General features: G+C 71.5%; 14 protein-coding genes. 11 read left to right on the forward strand and 3 right to left on the reverse strand.

The features are described 5' to 3' along the window. Nucleotides 1-121: 121 nt before the first annotated feature. From STRVI_RS07870 to STRVI_RS07880, 3 genes are all read left to right on the forward strand, one after another. Nucleotides 122-2,386, forward strand: a complete 2,265-nt coding sequence (locus STRVI_RS07870) for an MMPL family transporter (protein WP_014055104.1) — start codon at nt 122-124, stop codon at nt 2,384-2,386. 147 nt (nt 2,387-2,533) lie between these two features. Continuing rightward, nucleotides 2,534-2,767, forward strand: coding sequence for a hypothetical protein (locus STRVI_RS07875; protein WP_043235549.1), 234 nt, complete (start codon nt 2,534-2,536; stop codon nt 2,765-2,767). Between the two features lie 127 nt (nt 2,768-2,894). After that, the gene (locus STRVI_RS07880; RefSeq protein ID WP_043235551.1) at nt 2,895-6,041 is read left to right on the forward strand and encodes a helix-turn-helix transcriptional regulator; all 3,147 of its coding nucleotides are present in this window, start codon (nt 2,895-2,897) and stop codon (nt 6,039-6,041) included. A gap of 213 nt (nt 6,042-6,254) precedes the next feature. Here STRVI_RS07880 and STRVI_RS52530 read toward each other — a convergent pair whose 3' ends face one another. The 3 genes from STRVI_RS52530 to STRVI_RS07890 form a co-directional block, all read right to left on the reverse strand. After that, nucleotides 6,255-6,422, reverse strand: a complete 168-nt coding sequence (locus tag STRVI_RS52530) for a DUF6191 domain-containing protein (RefSeq protein ID WP_014055106.1) — start codon at nt 6,420-6,422, stop codon at nt 6,255-6,257. A 144-nt stretch (nt 6,423-6,566) separates the two neighbouring features. Continuing rightward, the gene (locus tag STRVI_RS07885) at nt 6,567-7,742 is read right to left on the reverse strand and encodes a PQQ-dependent sugar dehydrogenase (RefSeq protein WP_014055107.1); all 1,176 of its coding nucleotides are present in this window, start codon (nt 7,740-7,742) and stop codon (nt 6,567-6,569) included. Nucleotides 7,743-7,934: 192 nt separating this feature from the next. Beyond that, entirely contained in the window at nt 7,935-8,933 is a 999-nt protein-coding gene (locus STRVI_RS07890; RefSeq protein ID WP_014055108.1) for an aldo/keto reductase, read from the reverse strand. Between the two features lie 148 nt (nt 8,934-9,081). On the opposite strand from STRVI_RS07890, the gene STRVI_RS07895 reads away from it, so the two are divergent. From STRVI_RS07895 to STRVI_RS07930, 8 genes are all read left to right on the forward strand, one after another. Next, nucleotides 9,082-10,008 (forward strand): 2-hydroxyacid dehydrogenase, encoded by a 927-nt coding sequence (locus tag STRVI_RS07895; protein ID WP_050993636.1) that lies wholly within the window; start codon nt 9,082-9,084, stop codon nt 10,006-10,008. A 355-nt stretch (nt 10,009-10,363) separates the two neighbouring features. After that, on the forward strand, nt 10,364-13,276 hold the full coding sequence (locus STRVI_RS07900) for a putative bifunctional diguanylate cyclase/phosphodiesterase (RefSeq protein ID WP_014055110.1): 2,913 nt from the start codon (nt 10,364-10,366) through the stop codon (nt 13,274-13,276). Nucleotides 13,277-13,505: 229 nt separating this feature from the next. Then, the gene (locus STRVI_RS07905; RefSeq protein WP_043235556.1) at nt 13,506-15,356 is read left to right on the forward strand and encodes an acetolactate synthase large subunit; all 1,851 of its coding nucleotides are present in this window, start codon (nt 13,506-13,508) and stop codon (nt 15,354-15,356) included. A 34-nt stretch (nt 15,357-15,390) separates the two neighbouring features. Further along, nucleotides 15,391-15,915, forward strand: a complete 525-nt coding sequence (gene ilvN, locus STRVI_RS07910; RefSeq protein WP_014055112.1) for an acetolactate synthase small subunit — start codon at nt 15,391-15,393, stop codon at nt 15,913-15,915. Between the two features lie 132 nt (nt 15,916-16,047). After that, nucleotides 16,048-17,046, forward strand: a complete 999-nt coding sequence (gene ilvC / locus STRVI_RS07915; RefSeq protein ID WP_014055113.1) for a ketol-acid reductoisomerase — start codon at nt 16,048-16,050, stop codon at nt 17,044-17,046. Between the two features lie 272 nt (nt 17,047-17,318). Continuing rightward, the gene (serA, locus tag STRVI_RS07920) at nt 17,319-18,920 is read left to right on the forward strand and encodes a phosphoglycerate dehydrogenase (protein WP_014055114.1); all 1,602 of its coding nucleotides are present in this window, start codon (nt 17,319-17,321) and stop codon (nt 18,918-18,920) included. Between the two features lie 210 nt (nt 18,921-19,130). Beyond that, complete coding sequence (locus STRVI_RS07925) at nt 19,131-19,865, forward strand: TetR/AcrR family transcriptional regulator (protein ID WP_014055115.1); 735 nt, start codon at nt 19,131-19,133, stop codon at nt 19,863-19,865. A gap of 44 nt (nt 19,866-19,909) precedes the next feature. After that, a complete protein-coding gene (locus tag STRVI_RS07930; protein ID WP_014055116.1) occupies nt 19,910-21,400 on the forward strand; it encodes an MFS transporter in 1,491 nt (496 codons plus the stop codon). Nucleotides 21,401-21,417: the final 17 nt, after the last annotated feature.

The following is a 21,417-nucleotide window of genomic DNA, read 5'->3' on the forward strand; positions in this document are numbered from 1 at the left end:
GACTTCCCGCTCATTCATGTGGTGAAGCCCACAAAGGGGACAAAGGATCTTATCTGCCTGACAGAGTGCTCAGGTCACAACCACATCACGTCGCCCCTGGCGCCCGAACCGGAAGGCAGCCATGGCCGCACTCGCCCGCTGGTGTCTCAGGCGCCGCGCCATCGTCATCGCGCTGTGGCTGGCCGCCTTCGCGGGGGTCGCCGCGGCGGCGGCCGTGACCGGGTCCGCGTACTCGAACGACTACGACATCCCCGGCACCGACTCCTCCAAGGCCACCGCCCTGCTGGAACGGCGGCTGCCCGACCGGGCGGGGGACAGCGACACCATCGTCTGGCACACCAAGGACGGCGCGGGCACCGTACGCGCGCCGGGGGTCGAGCGGCGGATGACGGCGGCGCTGCGGCAGGTCCCGGACCTGCCCGGCGTCGCTTCCGTGACCGGCCCCTACGGCACCGATGACACCAGCCGGATCAGCGCCGACCAGCACACCGCATACGCCACCGTGGCCTTCCGCAAACCCGCCGCCGACCTGGGCGAGGCCGAAGTGCGCCGGGTGCTGGACACGGTGCGCTCCGCCGCCTCCGGGGTTCGGGGCCTGGAGGTCGAGATGGGCGGCGTGGGCGCCGGGCTCACCGAGCGGACCGGACCCGCCCATCTGAGCGAGGCCATCGGGGTCGGCGTGGCCGCCGTCGTCCTCTTCCTCGCCTTCGGCTCGCTCGCGGCGACGCTGCTGCCGATCGCCACCGCGCTCATCGGCGTCGGCACCGCGTACGCGGCCATCGGGCTGCTCGGCCACGCCCTGACCATCGCCGACTTCGCGCCCATGCTCGGCATGCTGATCGGCCTCGGCGTGGGGATCGATTACGCGCTGTTCATCGTCACCCGGCACCGCAGGGGGCTGCGGCGGGGGCTGTCGGTCGAACAGGCCGCACAGCGCGCGGTGGTCACCTCGGGGCGCGCGGTGGTGTTCGCGGGGGCGACCGTCTGTCTCGCGCTCCTCGGCATGCTGGTCCTGCGGCTGTCCTTCCTCAACGGGGTGGCGGTCGCGGCGGCGCTCACCGTCGCCCTTACGGTCGCCGCCTCGCTCACCCTGCTGCCCGCGCTGCTCGGGCTGATCGGCATGCGGGCCCTCAGCCGGCGGGAGCGCAGCCGGCTGGCCGAGCGGGGGCCGGAAGCCACGGCGGCCAAGGGCCTGTGCGCCCGCTGGGCGGTCTGCGTCGAACGCCGCCCCAAGCTGCTGGGGGCCGCCGCGGCCGCCCTCATCGCGCTGCTCGCGCTCCCCACCTTCTCCCTCCACCTGGGCACCTCTGATCAGGGCAACGGCCCCTCGGCCTCGACCACGAGGCGTGCGTACGACCTGCTGGCCGATGGGTTCGGGCCAGGTTTCAACGGGCCGTTGACGCTGATGGGCAGCATCGACGGGGCCGACGACCGTATGGCCTTCACCCAACTGCCCAAGGTCCTGCGCACCATCGACGGGGTCGCCTCGGTGAGCGCCGCGGACCTGGACGGGGGCGGCGACACCGGCGTCATCACGGTCGTCCCCAAGACGGCACCGCAGTCGCGGGCCACCTCCGACCTCGTCGGACGGCTGCGCGCCGAGGTGCTGCCCCAGGCCGAGGAGGGCAGCTCGCTGCGGGTGTACGTCGGCGGGCTGACCGCGGGCTACGACGACTTCGCCGCGGTGATCGTCAGCAAGCTGCCGCTGTTCGTGGGGGTGGTGGTGGCGTTGGGATGTGTGCTGCTGCTGCTCGCGTTCCGCAGCATCGGCATCCCGATCAAGGCGGCGGTCATGAATGTGGCCGCCGTCGCGTCGTCCTTCGGCGTGGTGGTCGCGATCTTCCAATGGGGCTGGGGGAGCGAACTGCTGGGGCTGGGCAGGGCGGGCCCGATCGAGCCCTTCCTGCCGGTGATCATGGTGTCGGTGCTCTTCGGGCTCTCCATGGACTACCAGGTCTTCCTGGTCAGCCGGATGTACGAGGAGTGGCGGCGCACCCGCGACAACCGCACGGCGGTCCGGGTGGGGCTCGCCGAGACCAGCCGGGTCATCAACTCCGCGGCCGTCATCATGATCGCGGTCTTCTCGGCGTTCGTGCTGAGCGGCGACCGGATCATCGCCATGTTCGGCATCGGGCTGGCGGCCGCGGTCGCCCTGGACGCCTTCGTCCTCCGTACGCTCCTGGTGCCCGCCCTGATGCATCTGCTCGGGGGCGCCAACTGGTGGCTGCCGGGCCGGCTGGAGCGGCTGCTGCCGAAGATCAGCATCGAGGCGGAGGGCGAGGGAGAGGGTCGGGCCGCTGGATCGGTGCCGGGGCCGGTGTCGCTGCCGGGACAGTCGGGGAGCGGGGCGGCGCGGGCCGGTACGGCGCGGTCGCCGGTTCCCTAAGGAGCCCTCCCTACCCCCTAAGGACCCTCCTCCGCCCTGAGGACCTTCCTCAGGCTTCCTCAGCCGTGCGGGCAGGGGGCCTAAGGCCCTGGGCCGAGCGAAGATCAGGCAGCTTCCCGATGTGCCGGACCCTCCTGGGCGACGAGAGTGGACGCATTCCACGAGACCCTCGTCACCAGGGAGAACACCATGCTGCACCACGAGTTGCATCGGATCCGCGAGGCCGAGTTGCTGCGGGAGGCCGCCGCTCACCGGTTGGTCCGGGAGGCGGTGGAGGCGTCCGGCGGCCGGTCGGCCGGGCGTGAGTCCGGAGGGCGGGTGAGGCCGGTCCGGCGGTGGCGCGGCCATCGCTCACCGCGGTCGTACCGCACGGCGGCCTGAGGGAGGCCGGGCCGTGCGGCTCGTCATGGGGGCCGGGGCGGGAGCCCAAGCAGTGGGAGCCGAGGCAGCGGGAGCCTGGGCGGCGGGTGCCGGAAAAGCCGGTGCCGCGGTGTCAGTGCCCTATGCGATGCTCGAAGACGTGCACACCACGTCTGTCAGCCCGGTGTTCGTGGGCCGCGCCCAGGAGTTGGCCGCCCTCGAGGACGCGCTCGCCCGCGCCACCGCGGGCGAGCCGCAGGTGCTGCTGATCGGTGGGGAGGCGGGGGTCGGCAAGACCCGGCTCATCGACGAGTTCCTGGCCTCGGCCGTGGCCGCGGGGGCGGTCGCGGCGGTCGGCGGCTGTGTGGAAATCGGCGCCGACGGGCTGCCGTTCGCGCCTGTGTCCACCGTGCTGCGCTCACTGCGCCGCAAACTGGGCACCGAGCTGGACGGGGCCGCCGCCGGACAGGAGGGCGAACTGGCCCGGCTGCTGCCCGAGTTGGGCGAGACCGCCCGCGCGTCCCACGACGGGGACGGCCGGGCCCGGCTCTTCGAGCTCACCGTACGGCTGCTGGAGCGGCTGGCCGCGGAGCGCACCCTCGTCGTCGCCATCGAGGATCTGCACTGGGCCGACCGCTCCACCCGCGAACTGCTCGGCTATCTCTTCCGCTCGCTGCTCAGCGCCCGGCTGCTGGTCGTGGCCACCTACCGCTCCGACGACATCCACCGCCGCCATCCGCTGCGCCCCTTCCTGGCCGAGGTGGACCGGATGCGCGAGGTGCGGCGCATCGAGGTGTCCCGCTTCACCCGGGGCGAGGTGCACGCCCAGCTCACCGGGATCAACGGGGCCGAGCCGGAGCGCGACCTGGTCGACCGGATCTTCAAGCGCAGCGACGGCAACGCCTTCTTCGTGGAGGAGATCGCCCGCTCCCTCAACGAGGGCTGCAGCACCGGGCTCAGCGAATCCCTGCGCGATCTGCTGCTGGTGCGGGTCGAGGCGCTGCCCGAGGAGGCGCAGGGCGTGGTGCGGATCCTCGCCGAGGGCGGCTCCTCCGTGGAGTACGAACTGCTGCGCGCGGTCGCCCGGCTGGGCGAGGACGAGCTGATCGACGCGTTGCGGGCCGCGGTCGGGGCGAACATCCTGCGCCCCACGTCCGACGACAGCGGCTACCGCTTCCGGCATGCGCTGATGCGCGAGGCCGTCGTCGACGATCTGCTGCCCGGGGAGCGCTCCCGCCTCAACCGGCGCTTCGCACAGGCCCTGGAGGCCGAGCCCGCGCTGGTGCGGGCCGATGAGCGGGCCGCCCGGCTGGCCAGCTACTGGTACTACGCCCACGACCCCGCCAAGGCCCTGCCCGCCGTGCTCCAGGCGTCCGTCGAGGCCCGGCGGCGGTACGCCCACGCGGAGCAGTTGCGGCTGCTGGAGCGGGCCATGGAGCTGTGGGAGGACGCCCCCGAGGAGATACGGGAGGCGCAGCGGCCCGTGGACTACGCCGAGGTGTACCCCGCCTGCGGCTGTGAGGACCAGGCGCTGCGCCAGCTCGATCTGCTCGCCGAGGTGGTGGTGGCCGCGCATATGTCCGGGCAGCGGGAGCGGGCGCTGGCCGTCGCCAAGCGGGCACTGCGGGCGCTGGACGGAAGCGGTGACGACCCTTTGCGGGCCGCCTGGTTCTGGACCCAGCAGTCCAAGCTGATGGAGGGCCTGGCACGCGGGGACGGCTGGGCGGAGCTGAGCCGTGCCCAGGAGCTGGTGCGCGGGCTGCCGCCGTCCCCCGTGCACGCCGACGTCATGGCGCACGTGGCGGGCTGGACGATGACCCACCGGCCCGGGCCGGAGGGCCTGGCGGCCGCCGAACGGGCGGTGGAGCTGGCCCGGATGGTCGGCGCCGAGAGCACGGAGCTGAACGCCCGGCTGACGCTGGGCTACTTCACCGGTGACTCCGGCGACATCGAGCGCGGGCTGGCCGAGATGCGCGAGGTCTGCAGACAGGCCGTGGCCCTCGGCGACGTCAGCGTCCTGGGGCGGTGCTATGTCAATCTCGCCTCGGCGCTGGAGGGGGTCGGCCGGTCGGTCGAGGCGGTGGAGACCGCCGAGGAGGGCGCCCGGATCCTGGACCGCGTCGGCCTGGTGGACTCCCGGGCCTGGCTGTACGGGAATCTGGCCGAGTCGCTGTTCTCCCTGGGCCGCTGGGACGAGGCGGAGGCGGCGGCCCGGAAGACCCGGCGGCTCGCCCTCGGCACCAAGCCGCATGGCACCGCCGCCAACCGGCTCGCTGAACTGGCGCTGGCGCGCGGCGAGTGGGACACGGCGGAGCGCGAGCTGGCCGCCGCCCGGGAGCACTACGGCGCCCACAACACCGAACCGCAGTACACCCTCCAGGTCGCGGGCCGGGTCATCGAACTCGCGGCGGCACGCGGCCGGATCCTGGAGGTCCGGGCCGTGCTGGACCAGGTCGTGGAGGCCGGTTTCCCGCCCGGGCTGCAGCGCTACGCCTGGCCGCTGCTGTACACGGCCGCCGCGGCCGAGTCGGCCGCGCGCGGACTGCCCACGGCCGAGCCGGGCCGGGGCGAGGCGCTGGCCCGGCTCCGGGCCGCCGCGAAGCGGGTGGCCCAGCCCGTGCCGGTATGGCGGGCCTACGCGGCGATGCTCCAGGCCGAACGGGAGCGCGCCGAGGGCCGGGACCGGCCCGACCTCTGGGGCGAGGCCACGGACGCCTTCGCCGCGCTGGACCGCCCGTATCCGCTGGCCCGCGCCCGCCACCGCTGGGCGGAGGCGCTGCTCACCCCCGGCCAGGGCGCCCCGGCCCAGGCCGATCGCGAGCACGCCGCCGAACTGCTCGTCCAGGCGCATGCCGTGGCCGAGTGGCTGGGCGCCCGCCCGCTGCGCGAGGAGATCGAGCTGCTGGCCCGGCGCGCCCGGCTGCCCCTGGCGTCCGCCGCGACCCGCCCCGCGCTCGACGCGCCCCTGCCCCGCACCCCCGCGTTGCCCCCGGCCCCGGGCTCCCAGACTTCGGGCTCCCAGGCCCCGGGCTCTCCGGTCCCTGCGGCCGAGCCCGCCGATCCGGCCGAGGAGCTGGGGCTGACACCCCGGGAGCGGGATGTGCTGCGGCTGGTCGCCGCGGGGCGCAGCAATCGCCAGATCGCCGAGGAGCTCTTCATCTCGCCCAAGACGGCGAGCGTCCATGTCTCCAACATCCTCGCCAAGCTGGGCGTCTCGGGCCGGGGCGAGGCGGCCGCCGTGGCCCATCGGCTGCGGCTGGTGGACGGCCTGACCGACGGCGCGGCGGCGCGCTGAGCACGTGACGGGACGCGCGGGGTGCTGTGACGCGACGCGCGGGCCGGCGGGCCGCGGACGCGCCCTGACGGGGTTGGCGGGGCGCTGACCGGACGCACGGAGGCGCTGACGGGACGCGCGCGCTGACGGGGCGCGCGGGGTGCTGACCGGACGCGCGCGCTGACCGGACGCGCGGCGCTCACAGCCCGCGCTGTGCGCTGACTGTCCGCCGGGTCAGCCCTCTTCGCGGGGCCGGATCACCACCCGGCCGGAGTCGAGGTCCACAGGGCCCTTTCCCGGGTCACTGCTGCCCGTCTCGTCGAGCGTGACCTCCAGCCGGTTGCGCTCTTCCTCGGTGTGCTTGCGGCCGGGTGCGAAGAGCTCCTCGATGAGGTTGAACATGACGACCCCCGTAGGCGTGCGGCTGCTGCCAGTGTAGGCAGACCGCTCACAGAACGGGCACGCCGCGACATGTCCGCCGAACTCGGTGTCATGATCGACCGGTTCACCCTCCCCTCAGCGCCCCTCAGCGGACTCCCTCTCCGCTCAGCGGACCTCCAACCGCAGGATCCGGTCGTCCTGCTTGCCCGGCTTGCCACGCCCATCTGTATTGCTCGTCGTCAGCCACAGCCCCCCGTCGTCCGCCGCCACCACGCTGCGCAGCCGTCCGTACTTCCCGTCCAGGAACGACTGCGGCTTCGCCACCGGCTTGTCGCCCTTCAGCGGAATGCGCCACAGCCGCTCACCGCGCAGCCCCGCCATCCAGATCGAGCCCTTGGCGAAGGCGATTCCGCTCGGCGAGGCGTCCTTGGGCTTCCACTGCTCGATCGGATCGACAAAGCCCTTCTTACCGGCCTTGCCCTCGACCTCCGGCCAGCCGTAGTTCTTGCCCGGCTCGATCGGATTGAGCTCGTCCCAGGTGTCCTGGCCGAACTCGGAGGCCCACAGCCGCTTGTCCGCATCCCAGGCCAGGCCCTGCACATTGCGGTGACCCCAGGTGTAGACAACCGATTGGGCGTCCGGATTGCGGGGCGCGGGCTCGCCGTCCGGGGTCATCCGCAGGATCTTGCCGCCGAAGGAGTCCATGTCCTGGGCGAGCCCGCGGTCACCGCTCTCTCCCGTGCCCGCGTAGAGCATCTTGTCCGGGCCGAAAGCGATGCGGCCGCCGTTGTGAATCGTGCCCTTGGGGATGCCCTTGAAGATCGTGTCCGGGGCGCCCAGTTGATCGCCCGCGGGGCGCTTGTCGTCGTACACCATGCGGACGATGCGGTTGTCCGAGTCGGTGGTGAAGTACGCGTAGACCATATGGTCCGCGCCGAAGTCGGAGGAGACCGCCAGCCCCAGCAGCCCGCCCTCACCGGCGGCGGAGACGCCCGGGACGGACCCCACCTCGGTCTTCTTCCCGGTGTCCGCCGAGACCTTGAAGATCTTCCCGGTGTCCCGCGAGGAGACCAGCAGATCCCCGCCGGGCAGCGGCGCCAGCCCCCAGGGGGAGTCCAGCTTCGTGGTGAGTGTGCGCACCACCTTCACCGAGCCCTTCGCGGGCGCCGCGGACTCCGTCGGCGAGGGCTCGCCAGAGGAGGAGCCCCCGCCGCCCGGCTTCGAGGGCGCGGACGAGCGGCCGCCCGGACTGATGATGCTGTCGCCGTCGGACGAGCAGCCCGCCACGAGCAACACGGCGGCAGCGGCGGCGAGTACAGAGGTCACGCGAGGGCGTCGCATGGTCGGATTCCTCTCCATGGGCACGTGTGCCGCGGCACGGCACTGATTCTTATACACCGCTGCCCTGCGCCGGGTTCCCATCCCCGAACCGGACCCGGACCAGAGCCAAGCCCGGACCAGAGCCTGGCCCGGACCACAGAGCCAGACCCAGACCACAGAGCCAGGCCCGGACCAGAGCCCGCACGCGGCGCCTCAGTCCCACGACCCGCGCGCCGGCGGCAGCTCCGCGATCTCCGCGAGGTCCTCGTGCGAGAGCGGCACATCGGCCGCCGCGCAGTTCTCCGCCGCCCACCGCTCCCGTTTCGTCCCCGGCACCGGCACCACATGCGGCCCCTGCGCCAGCAGCCAGGCCAGGGCCACCTGCGCCGGGGTCACCTCGTCCCCGTGCCGCTGGGCGACCCGTCGCAGACCGGCCACGATCGGCTGGTTCGCGGCCATCATCTCCGCCGTGAACCGCGGATGCCGGGCCCGCATGTCGTCCGGCTCGAAGCCCTGCCCCGGAGTCAGCGTCCCGCTCAGGAAGCCGTTGCCGAGCGGCATCGCCGCCAGGAAGCCCACCCCGCGCGAGGCGCACCACGGCACCAGCGCCTCCAGGGCGTCGGGCGACCACACCGACAGCTCCGCCTGTACACAGCTCACCGGAAAGACCTGCTGGACCCGCTCCAGTTGGCGCACCGTGGCGTCGTGCATCCGCGCGCCCGCCCTCCGCTGCGCCCGCGCACCCACGGCGCACAGTCCCAGCGCCCGCACCTTCCCGGCCGCGACCAGCTCCGCCATCGCGCCCCAGGTCTCCTCTATGGGCACCTCCGGGTCGGCCCGGTGCAGTTGGTAGAGGTCGATCACATCGGTCTGCAGCCGGCGCAGCGAGGCGTCGCAGGCCCGTTTCACATAGCCGGGCCGCCCGTTGGCCACGATGTGCTGCTCGCCCACCAGCAGTCCGCATTTGGTGGACACGAAGGCGTCCGCCCGCCGCTCCTTGAGCACCCGCCCCATCAGCAGCTCATTGGTGAAGGGGCCGTACATGTCGGCGGTGTCCAGCAGGCTCGTGCCCGAGTCGAGCGCGGTGTGCACGGCGCGCACCGAAGTCTCGCCACTGCGCTGCGAAGCGGTGTACGCCCAGCTCATCGGCATGCATCCCAGGCCGATCGCACCCACTTCGAGCGCCGCCGCTCCGATTCTCCTGCGCTTCACCTCGCCTGACCCCTCCCGTTCCCTCGGACCCCAAACTAACCTCTGCAGGCCGCCGGTGATCGCATAGCCTCCTGGCATGAGTGCAGATCACAGCGATACGTTCCGCCAGCACGATGCGACTCAGGGTTCATCCGAAGCGCGCGACCTGGTGTGGCTGCCCATCCCGCCCGAGGAGATCGACGGCCTGCCCGACACCCTCGAATACGCCCACTGGGACGGCGGCCCCGACTTCCCCACCGACCCGGCGCGCTGCGCGTTCTACTGCGTCCCGTACATGAAGCCGCCGCAGGTGTGCACCCGCCCGCTGTCGGCCATGACCAACCTGCGGGTAGTGCAGACCCTCACCGCCGGAATAGACCACATCAAGCCCGCGCTGGCGGACCTCGCCCCCGGGGTACGGCTGTGCAACGCACGCGGGGTGCACGACGCGAGCACCGCCGAGCTCGCCCTCACCCTGATCCTGGCCTCGCTGCGCGGTATCCCCGACTTCGTCCGGGGCCAGGACGCCGAGGAGTGGCGCTCCGGCTTCCGCCCCGCGCTCGCCGACAAGTCCGTACTGATCGTCGGCTACGGGGCCATCGGCAGCGCGATCGAGGACCGGCTTGTGCCCTTTGAGTGCGAGCGGGTGGCGCGCGTCGCGCGCTCCCCGCGCACGACCGAGCGCGGCCCGGTGCATCCGATCGACCAACTGCCCCAATTGCTTCCGGAGGCCGATGTGGTGGTGCTGGTGACCCCGCTCACCGAGGCCACCCGCGGCCTGGCCGGGTCGGAGTTCCTCTCGCGGATGAAGGACGGGGCGCTGCTGGTGAACGTCTCCCGTGGTGGGGTCGTGGACACCAAGGCCCTGCTCACCGAGGTGGAGTCGGGCCGGCTGCGGGCCGCGCTCGATGTGACCGACCCCGAACCACTGCCCGCCGGGCATCCGCTGTGGCACGCTCCAGGGGTGCTCATCTCCCCGCATGTGGGCGGCCCCACGTCGGCCTTCCTCCCGCGCGCCAAGCGGCTGTTGAGGGATCAGCTCAACCGCTTCGCACGCGGCGAGTCGCTGGCACATCTCGTCGCCACGACGGGGTAGACATGCCTCTGGCACCACATACAGGCACCGATTGACTCCACTGCGTATATACAACGCCGTAGTCGGTTACGGACCGTAGATGGCCTATGTCCCTGAGTGACCAGTCTGGTGTATCGTCCCGAGCGGGGGCTGCGCCACTGACCTGACGGCGTCAGCGATGGACCGGAACTCGAGGGGGGCGACGGGCGATGTATGGCCGATGGACCGACAACCCGACGCAGCTCAGGCGTCGACCGCGACACTTCCGCGCAGCCGCGCGGATCTCCAACTCGACGAGGCCCGCGGGGATACCACTCCCGGGGTCCCCGCGGCGCCAGTGGTCCGCCACACAGTGGATGGCAGTCCAGTGAGCGCCATGGGAGCGGTGCTCGCCCGGCCGTCGGTCTCCGGCGGCGGTGCCGGGCTGTTACCGCAAGTGGTCCTCGCCCTGGTCTGTGGCGGTTATGCGGCGGGTGCGGTCCTCGGCTGGGGATCGTCCCAACTCGCGCTCGTCATGGGTGACTTCGGACTCAGCGCGGCAGCGCTCGCCGCCGCGGTGTCCTGTCTGTGGCACGGCCGCCGGCACGCCGGGCGACTGCGCCCGGCCTGGCTGCTGTTCGCCGCCTCCTCGGCCATGGCCGCGCTGGGCAACGGCGTTTGGGGCTGGTACGAGGTGGTGCTCGGCCATCCCGTGCCGACCCCCTCGGCCGCCGACTTCTGCTTTCTGCTCTTCGCCCCGCCCGCCATCGTCGGGATGCTGGTGCTCGCCAAGCGCCCCACGAGCCGGGCCCGGTGGATCTGCCTGGGGCTGGACGCCTGGCTGATCGCCGGATCGCTGGTGACCCTCTCCTGGAGCCTCGCGCTCGCCCACACCGGGCAGTTCGGCGGGGACGGCGCCTCCGTGGCCCGCGGGGCCCTTGCACTCGCCTATCCGCTGCTGGACATCGTGCTCGTCAGCATGGTGATCGTGCTCCACTTCCGGCGCTCGACGGGCAACCGATCCGCGGTCAACACCGCGATCGCCGCCTTCGCGCTCACCGTGCTGTGCGACGCGCTGTTCACCTCACCACTGCTGCGTGAGCACTACCGCTCCGGGCAGATACTCGACGCCGGGTGGTTCGCCGGCTCCGCGCTGCTGGCCTACGCCCCGTGGGTGGCCCGCCGCGAGGCCGCCCAGGACCCGCCGTCGGCGCGCCGCACCCCGCAGCAGAGCGTCCCCATCGCGGGCTCGCTCGCCGCACTCGCGCCGTATCTCGCCGCCGCCGTCTGCACCCTGGGGGTCCTGTTCAACGTGATGGACGGCCGGCCGATCGACGGGGTGGTGCTCTCCACCGCCTGCGCGGTCGTGCTGGCGCTCGTCGTCCGACAAGCGATCATGCTGATGGACAACATCAGGCTCACCCAGGAGCTCGCCGAGAAGGAGAATCACTTCCGCTCCCTGGTGCAGAGCTCCAGCGATGTGATCATGATCGCCGCACCCACCGGAGTCCTGCGCTACGTCAGCCCGGCCGCCACCGGGGTCTACGGCCGCGACGCGGACGAGATGGTCGGCTCCGAGCTGGCCTCCCTCATCCACCCCGAGGACCTCGGATCCGTGGTCCACGAGGTCCGCCGGTTCCTGGCCGCCGCACCGGGCGAGGAGCCCACGACGCGCATCGAGTGCCGCTTCCGCTCCGGCTCCGGCGACTGGCTCAACGTGGAGTCCACGATCAACCGCCACCACGGCGGGCTGATCTTCAACAGCCGCGATGTCACCGAGCGGGTCCGGCTCCAGGCCCAGCTCCAGCACAACGCCGAGCACGACCCGCTCACCGATCTGCCCAACCGCGCCCTGTTCACCCGCCGGGTCCGGCACGCCGTCGGAGGCCGCCGCCGTACGGACGCCGGCACCGCCGTGTTCTTCATCGACCTCGACGGCTTCAAGGCGGTCAACGACACCGTCGGCCACCACGCCGGTGACGAGCTGCTCGTCCAGGCCGCCCGCCGGCTCCAGGAGTCCGTGCGGTCCGGGTCCGGCGACTGCGCGGCCCGGCTCGGGGGCGACGAGTTCGCCACCCTGATCATCGGCGACGGCGACGGCGCGGGGGACGCGGGCGCCCGCGAGCAGCGCATCATGGAGATCGCCGACCGGCTGCGGGTCCGGCTCTCCCAGCCCTACCGGGTCGAGGGCGGCACCGAGGTCCGCGTGGCCGCCAGCATCGGCGTCGCCTTCGCCGAGCCCGGCACCAGCCCCGGCGCCCTGATGCGCAACGCCGACCTGGCGATGTACCGCGCCAAGGCCGCGGGCAAGAACCGCGTCGAGCTGTACGCACCGCAGATGCAGGCCGAGGTGGCGCGCCGCGCCGAGGTCGCCACCAGACTCCGTGCCGCCCTGCACGACGGGGAGTTCGTGCTGCTGCACCAACCCGTCGTCGAGCTGACCAGCGGCCGGATCACCGCCGTCGCGGCGCAGGCCCGCTGGCGCTCGGCCCAGGGGATCCTGTTCACCCCCGCCGAGTTCCTCCGGGTCGCCGACAACGGCCGTGGGGGCGGTGAGGACACGGCCCGCACCGCCGAGCTGTCCCGCTGGATGCTGGAGGCGGCCGTCGAGCAGGCCGCCCAGCGGCGCCGCGACGGCCATCCGGTCCCGGTCTGCGTACGGCTCCCCGCGAGCCGGCTGGTGGACAAGTCGTTGCCGCCCAAGGCCGTGGAGACCCTGCTGGCCCGCCATGGGCTGCCGTCCGGCGCGCTGATCCTGGAGCTGACCGACAGCGATCCACGGGTGCCGCTCGACGAGCTGGAGCACCGCCTCGGCGCGCTGCGCCGTCTGGGGGTGCGGATCGCCCTCGACGGCTTCGGCAGCGGCTATGCCGCCATCAGGGCACTGCGCAGGCTCCCCATCGATGTGCTGAAACTGGACCCCGGGCTGGTCGAGGGAGTGGTGGAGTCCTCACGGCTCCACAAGATCACCGCTGGGCTGCTGAGGATCGCCGGAGACCTCGGAATGCAGTCCATCGCAGAGGGGGTGGAGTTGCCCGAGCAGATCGTCACCCTGCGCGGTATGGGATGCACCCACGCCCAAGGGGCGGCCTTCAGTGGACCGCTGGACGAGCACCGGCTGCGCCGGGCCCTGCTGCGCGGCGGCTATCCCGTCCCGCGTTCGGAGCCGCCGCTGCTCGTCGGCGGCGCCCTGCCGATCCGGTACGGCGGTCACACCGGGCATGGTGGCTCCCACGGTCCGCGCCGTACGGAGCCGCACACCCACCCGCCGACCCGCTCAAATACTGAGACGCCCGTCCCACCCACTTGACACCCGATATGCGCGGGGGGGAGGGTCGGAGCCATGCGCACCCGAATTCTCGTACTTGGACAGCGCGTCGGCTGAGCAGGGCTCATCGAAGCCCTGCGGACCCTCACCGGCGCGCTCCCCTCGCTTGCCTTTACGGCACGAGGGGTTTTTTGTTGCACCGGCAGGGCCCGGTGCACCGCCCCGCCCCTTCCCTCCCGCACCGAACCTCATCTTCGAGAAGAGAATGCCGATGACCGAGCAGGCCCCCGGGTCCCATCACCCCCAGCCTCGGCCCCGTAGCGGCGGACCGCAGTCCGCCCCCGTCGAGCACGTCACGGGCGCGCAGTCCCTCATCCGTTCCCTCGAGGAAGTGGGTGCCGACACCGTCTTCGGCATCCCCGGCGGCACCATCCTCCCCGCCTACGACCCGATGATGGACTCCTCGAAGGTGCGGCACGTGCTCGTCCGGCACGAGCAGGGCGCGGGCCACGCCGCCACCGGCTACGCCCAGGCCACCGGCAAGGTCGGCGTCTGCATGGCCACCTCGGGCCCCGGCGCCACCAACCTGGTCACCCCCATCGGCGACGCGCATATGGACTCGGTCCCGATCGTCGCGATCACCGGCCAGGTGGCCTCCAAGGCCATCGGCACGGACGCCTTCCAGGAGGCGGACATCTGCGGCATCACCATGCCGATCACCAAGCACAACTTCCTGGTCACCAAGGCCGAGGACATCCCGCGCACGATCGCCGAGGCGTTCCACATCGCCTCCACCGGCCGCCCCGGCCCGGTCCTGGTCGACATCCCCAAGGACGTCCTCCAGACGCAGACCACCTTCTCCTGGCCGCCGCAGATCGATCTGCCCGGCTACCGCCCGGTCACCAAGCCGCACGCCAAGCAGATCCGCGAGGCCGCCCGCCTGATCACCCAGGCCGAGCGCCCGGTGCTGTACGTCGGCGGCGGCGTGATCAAGGCCGGGGCCACCGCCGAGCTGAAGGTGCTGGCCGAGCTGACCGGCGCGCCGGTCACCACCACCCTGATGGCGCTCGGCTCCTTCCCCGACAGCCACCACCTCCACCTGGGCATGCCGGGCATGCACGGCACCGTCGCCGCGGTGACCGCCCTGCAGAAGGCCGATCTGATCGTGGCGCTCGGCGCCCGCTTCGACGACCGCGTCACCGGCAAGCTGGACTCCTTCGCCCCCTACGCCAAGATCGTCCACGCGGACATCGATCCGGCCGAGATCGGTAAGAACCGCGTCGCCGACGTGCCCATCGTCGGGGACGCCCGCGAGGTCACCGCGGACCTGGTCGTCGCCGTCCAGGCCGAGCACGACGCGGGCCGCGCCGGTGACTACTCCGGCTGGTGGGAGGACCTGAACCGGTGGCGGGAGACCTACCCGCTCGGCTACGACCAGCCCGCCGACGGCAGCCTCTCCCCGCAGCAGGTCATCCAGCGGATCGGACAGCTCGCTCCGGAGGGCACGATCTTCGCCGCGGGCGTCGGCCAGCACCAGATGTGGGCCGCCCACTTCATCGACTACGACATCCCCGCCACCTGGCTGAACTCGGGCGGCGCCGGGACCATGGGCTACGCCGTCCCGGCCGCCATGGGCGCCAAGGCCGGTGCCGAGGGCCGTACGGTCTGGGCGATCGACGGTGACGGCTGCTTCCAGATGACCAACCAGGAGCTGGTCACCTGCGCGCTGAACAACATCCCGATCAAGGTCGCGATCATCAACAACGGTGCGCTGGGCATGGTCCGCCAGTGGCAGACCCTCTTCTACAACCAGCGCTACTCCAACACGGTCCTGCACTCGGGCCCCGACACCCCCGCCCAGCAGAACGCGGGCACCCGTGTCCCCGACTTCGTGAAGCTCTCCGAGGCCATGGGCTGCGTCGGGCTGCGCTGCGAGGACCCGGCCGACCTCGACGCCGTGATCGAGAAGGCCAACGCGATCAACGACCGCCCGGTGGTCGTGGACTTCATCGTCCACGAGGACGCCATGGTCTGGCCGATGGTCGCGGCCGGCACCTCCAATGACGAGATCCTGGCGGCGCGCGACACCCGCCCGGACTTCGGCGACGGCGCGGACGACTGAGACCAGGACCGAGAGAAGAAGAGAGACCGAGCCCATGTCCAAGCACACGCTCTCCGTCCTGGTGGAGAACACCCCCGGCATCCTCGCCCGGATCGCCGCCCTGTTCTCCCGCCGCGGCTTCAACATCGACTCGCTGGCCGTCGGCGTCACCGAGCACCCCGACATCTCCCGGATCACCATCGTGGTCAATGTCGAGGAGCTGCCGCTGGAGCAGGTCACCAAGCAGCTCAACAAGCTGGTCAATGTGCTGAAGATCGTCGAGCTGGAGGACGGCCAGGCGATTCAGCGGGAGCTCGTCCTGGTGAAGGTCCGCGCCGACAACGAGACCCGTTCCCAGATCGTCGAGATCGTCCAGCTCTTCCGCGCCAAGACCGTGGACGTCTCCCCGGAGGCCGTCACCATCGAGGCCACCGGCGGCAGCGACAAGCTCGAGGCCATGCTCAAGATGCTGGAACCGTACGGCATCAAGGAGTTGGTCCAGTCCGGCACCATCGCCATAGGGCGTGGCGCCCGCTCCATCACCGACCGGAGCCTGCGCGCGCTCGACCGGTCCGCCTGACCCGCCCCACCAGCGGGGACGATGGTCCGGTGCTGCCCTGAGCGCCGGACCGTATGGCGAGACCCCGAAACCTTCAGCCGCCCGCCCGTCATACGGTGGGAAGCACAACCCACACGCTAGGAGATTCCCGAAGTGGCCGAGCTGTTCTACGACGACGACGCCGACCTGTCCATCATCCAGGGCCGTAAGGTCGCAATCCTCGGCTACGGCAGCCAGGGCCACGCCCACGCGCTGTCGCTGCGCGACTCGGGCGTCGATGTCCGGGTCGGTCTGCACGAGGGCTCCAAGTCCAAGGCGAAGGCCGAGGAGCAGGGCCTGCGCGTGGTCACCCCCGCCGAGGCGTCTGCCGAGGCCGACGTGATCATGATCCTGGTCCCGGACCCGATCCAGGCGAAGGTCTACGAGGAGTCCGTGAAGGACAACCTGAAGGACGGCGACGCGCTGTTCTTCGGGCACGGTCTCAACATCCGCTTCGACTTCATCAAGCCCCCGGCCCATGTGGACGTCTGCATGGTCGCCCCCAAGGGCCCGGGCCACCTGGTCCGCCGCCAGTACGAGGAGGGCCGCGGCGTGCCGTGTATCGCGGCCGTCGAGCAGGACGCCACCGGAAACGGCTTCGAACTGGCCCTGTCGTACGCCAAGGGCATCGGCGGCACCCGCGCCGGTGTCATCAAGACCACCTTCACCGAGGAGACCGAGACCGACCTCTTCGGTGAGCAGGCGGTCCTGTGCGGCGGCACCTCGGCGCTGGTCAAGGCCGGGTTCGAGACCCTGGTCGAGGCCGGCTACCAGCCGGAGATCGCGTACTTCGAGTGCCTCCACGAGCTCAAGCTGATCGTGGACCTCATGTACGAGGGCGGCCTGGAGAAGATGCGCTGGTCGATCTCCGAGACCGCCGAGTGGGGTGACTACGTCTCCGGTCCGCGGATCATCAACGACTCCACCAAGGCCGAGATGAAGAAGCTCCTCGGCGAGATCCAGGACGGCACCTTCGCCAAGAACTGGATGGCGGAGTACAACGCCGGTCTGCCGAAGTACAACGAGCTGAAGAAGGCCGACGAGAACCACCTGCTGGAGACCACCGGCAAGGAGCTGCGCAAGCTCATGAGCTGGGTGGACGAGGAGGCGTAACCGCGCCTGGTGGCGCGGCGGCCGTGCCCCGGGTGCGGCGGGGGTTCGCTGAACCCCCGCCGCACCCGGTTCGCGCTTTGTCCACCGCGCACCACCACGTGCGGGTGATCCTGCCGCAACGGCACATGACGTAGGCCCGACCGCCACTACACTCAACAGCAGCAAGCGCGTCAGGCTCACAGCGTCGTGCGTCTTCCACGCGGCTGACCCCTTCACCGCCAGCGGCCGTCGGGACGGCCGTCCGCTGAGGACTAGTGAGGACTGAAGACCACGTGAGCACTGCTTCCACTGGTAAACCTGTCGTACTCATCGCCGAAGAGCTCTCTCCGGCGACGGTCGAGGCCCTGGGCCCGGACTTCGAGATCCGGCACTGCAACGGGGCGGACCGAGCCGAGCTCCTTCCCGCCATCGCCGGTGTGGACGCGATCCTCGTCCGCAGCGCGACCAAGGTCGACGCCGAGGCCATCGCCCTGGCGAAGAAGCTGAAGGTGGTCGCTCGCGCGGGCGTCGGCCTGGACAATGTGGACGTCTCGACCGCCACCAAGGCCGGCGTCATGGTCGTCAACGCGCCGACGTCCAACATCGTCACCGCCGCCGAGCTCGCCTGCGGTCTGCTGGTGGCCACGGCCCGCAACATCCCGCAGGCCAGTGCCGCGTTGAAGAACGGTGAGTGGAAGCGCAGCAAGTACACCGGTGTGGAGCTGAGCGAGAAGACCCTCGGCGTCGTCGGCCTCGGCCGCATCGGCGTCCTGGTGGCCCAGCGGATGTCCGCATTCGGCATGAAGGTCGTCGCGTACGACCCGTATGTGCAGCCCGCGCGGGCCGCGCAGATGGGCGTGAAGCTGCTCTCGCTGGACGAGCTGCTCGAGGTCTCCGACTTCATCTCCGTCCACCTCCCCAAGACCCCCGAGACGGTCGGCCTGATCGGCGACGAGGCGCTGCACAAGGTCAAGCCGGAGCTCCGGATCGTCAACGCCGCGCGCGGCGGGATCGTGGACGAGGTGGCGCTGGCCGCCGCCCTCAAGGAGGGCCGGGTGGCCGGGGCCGGGCTGGACGTCTTCTCCCAGGAGCCGTGCACCGAGTCCCCGCTGTTCGAGTTCGACAATGTGGTGGTCACCCCCCATCTGGGCGCCTCCACCGGTGAGGCCCAGGAGAAGGCGGGCATCGCGGTCGCCCGCTCGGTGCGGCTGGCGCTGGCCGGCGAGCTGGTCCCGGACGCGGTGAACGTCCAGGGTGGCGTCATCGCCGAGGATGTGCGCCCCGGGCTGCCGCTGGCCGAGAAGCTGGGGCGGATCTTCACCGCGCTCGCGGGCGAGGTCGCGGTCCGCCTCGATGTCGAGGTGTACGGCGAGATCACCCAGCACGACGTCAAGGTGCTGGAGCTGTCGGCGCTCAAGGGTGTCTTCGAGGACATCGTCGACGAGACCGTGTCGTATGTGAACGCCCCGCTGTTCGCGCAGGAGCGCGGTGTCGAGGTGCGGCTGACCACCAGCTCGGAGTCGAGCGAGCACCGCAATGTGGTGACCGTGCGCGGCACCCTGTCGGATGGCGAGGAGGTCTCGATCTCCGGCACGCTGGCCGGTCACAAGCATCAGCAGAAGATCGTCGCGGTCGGGGAGTACGACGTGGATCTGGCGCTCGCCGACCACATGGCCTTCCTCCGCTACACCGACCGCCCGGGTGTGGTCGGCACGCTCGGCCGCATCCTGGGCGAGGCGGGTATCAACATCGCCGGGATGCAGGTCTCGCGGGCGGCGGCGGGCGGTGCCGCGCTGGTGGCGCTCACGGTGGACGACACCATTCCGCAGCCCGTGCTCACCGAGATCGCCGAGGAGATCGGCGCCTCCTCGGCCCGCTCGGTCAATCTGGTCTGAGCCGCGTAGGCAGTCACCCATCTGGGCCCGGCCCCCGCTTCGGCGGGGGCCGGGCCCGGATTCGTTGTGCGCCCCTGGCGGCAGGGCGTGCGGAGGGGGCCCGGACCTTTTTCATCATGTGTTGAATAATGCGGGTCGGCTCGCTACGCTCATCGCTATGTGGAGAAAATTTCTCCACATAGCTTTCGTATGCGCTGTCAGGAGAGCCCCGTGTCCGCAGACACCGACGCCGACGCCCTTGCCGACGTCCCGCCCATGCGCGCCGACGCGCGGCGCAACCGGGAGCAGATCCTGCGCGCCGCCCGCGAGGTCTTCGCCGATCAGGGGCCCGATGCCCCGCTGGATGAGATAGCCCGGCGCGCCGGGGTCGGCATCGCGACCCTCTACCGCCGGTTTCCGCACCGCGACGATCTGCACCGAGGGGTCGCCATCGAGGTGCTGAGCGCGCTGGTCGAGGCCGGTAGCCGGGCCGCCGCCGAGGAGGACGACGCCCGGCTCGCGCTGCGCCGCTTTATGCACGCCGCCCTCGATCTCAAGATCGGCTCGGTGATGCCCGCGCTGCTGGGCCGCTTCACCGTCGACGAGATCCTCGACGGCGTCCCCGGCGATGTCGTCGACCCGGTCGACGCGCTGCTTCTGAGCGCCCAGGCCCAGGGGCTGATCCGGCTCGATGTCGTCTTCGGCGACATCACGATGATGATCATGCGGCTGTCGCGGCCGCTGCCCGGCGGTGGCCGGTTCGCCGCCGATGACGCCCTCGCCCATCGCCAACTGGACATCTATATCGACGGGTTGCGCCCCGCCGGCTCCCCGCGGCCCACCACCCCGCTCGGCGGCCCGGCCGTCGACGCCGCGGCGTTCAAACGCCTCCGGCAGCAAGTGATCGACGACGCCCGCGCCGCCCGCTCCGAAGCCCGTGCCGAGGACACCGACGACTCCGACTGATCTCCCGCTCCGCTCGCCTTCCGCAAGACCAGAAAGGCATGGTCATGTCCCAGCCCTCAAAGACGCCGCCCGAGGCGAACCCCCGGCGCTGGCTCGCACTCGTCTTCATCGGCCTGGCCCAACTGATGATCGTCCTCGACATCACCATCGTGAACATCGCCCTGCCGTCGGCCCAGAAGGACCTCGGCATCTCCGACGGCGACCGGCAGTGGGTCATCACCGCCTACACCCTGGCGTTCGGCAGTCTGCTGCTGCTCGGCGGCCGGATCGCGGACTACACCGGCCGTAAGCGCACCTTCCTCATCGGCCTGCTGGGGTTCGCCGGGGCCTCCGCGCTCGGCGGCGCCGCCTCCGGGTTCGAGATGCTGCTCGCGGCCCGCGCCCTGCAGGGCGCGTTCGCCGCACTGCTCGCCCCCTCGGCGCTGTCGCTGCTCGCGGTGAACTTCACCGAGCCCCGTGAGCGCGCCAAGGCGTTCGGCATCTTCGGCGCGATCGCGGCGGGCGGCGGTGCGATCGGGCTGGTCGTCGGCGGACTGCTGACCGAGTACCTCGACTGGCGCTGGTGCCTGTACGTCAATGTGCCGATCGCCGTTATCGCCGCCGTGAGCTGGTCCGTGCTGCCCACCGACGCCCGCGCCGAGGGCCGGGCCCGCTTCGACATCCCTGGTGTGCTGCTGGCGGTGTGCGGGCTGGTGGCCGTGGTCTACGGATGCAGCGAGGCCGAGTCCGAGGGCTGGGACTCCCGGCTGGTGACCGGGCTGCTCATCCTGGGCGCGGTGCTGCTCATCGCCTTCGTCCTGGTGGAGCGGAGCGTGGCGCGGCCGCTGCTGCCGCCGCGCGTGGTGGCGGACCGCAGCCGTGGCAGCGCCTATCTGGCGGTCGGCCTCTCGGTGGTCGGCATGTTCGCGATGTTCCTCTTCCTCACGTACTACATGCAGCTCGTCAAGGGGTACTCGGCGCTGCTCACCGGTGTGGCGTTCCTGCCGATGACCGGGGCGGTGCTGGTCGGCGCGGGCGGCGTGGCCTCCCGCCTCATCCCCAGGGTGCCGCCGCGCCTGCTGGTGGCGCCCGGTCTGCTGATCGCCGCCACCGGTGTCGCACTGCTGGTGCCCCTGGACGTCGACAGCTCGTACGCGGCGGGGGTGCTCCCCGCCGAGCTCCTGGTCGGCTTCGGCATGGGGCTGGTGATGGCGCCCTCGATGAACTACGCGACCCATGGGGTGGGGGAGGGGGACGCGGGGGTCGCCTCCGCCACCGTCAACACCGCCCAGCAGATCGGCGGTTCGATCGGCACGGCGATGCTCAACACCATCGCCACCAGCGCGACCTCCGACTACATGGCCTCGCACGCCGGGCGGATGACACCGCGGACCGCCAAGGCGGGTCTGGTGGAGGGCTTCTCGCACGCCTTCGTCGTCTCCTCCTCGATTCTCGTGGGCGCCGCGGTGGTCATCGCGCTGCTGATGAACACCCCGCGCCCCGTACAGGAGCCGAGTGCCGAGGGCGCCACCCCGCTGCCCGCGCATATGGGCTGACGGCGCCTCGCCTCCCT

This window comes from Streptomyces violaceusniger Tu 4113 (assembly GCF_000147815.2).
Taxonomy (GTDB): domain Bacteria; phylum Actinomycetota; class Actinomycetes; order Streptomycetales; family Streptomycetaceae; genus Streptomyces; species Streptomyces violaceusniger_A.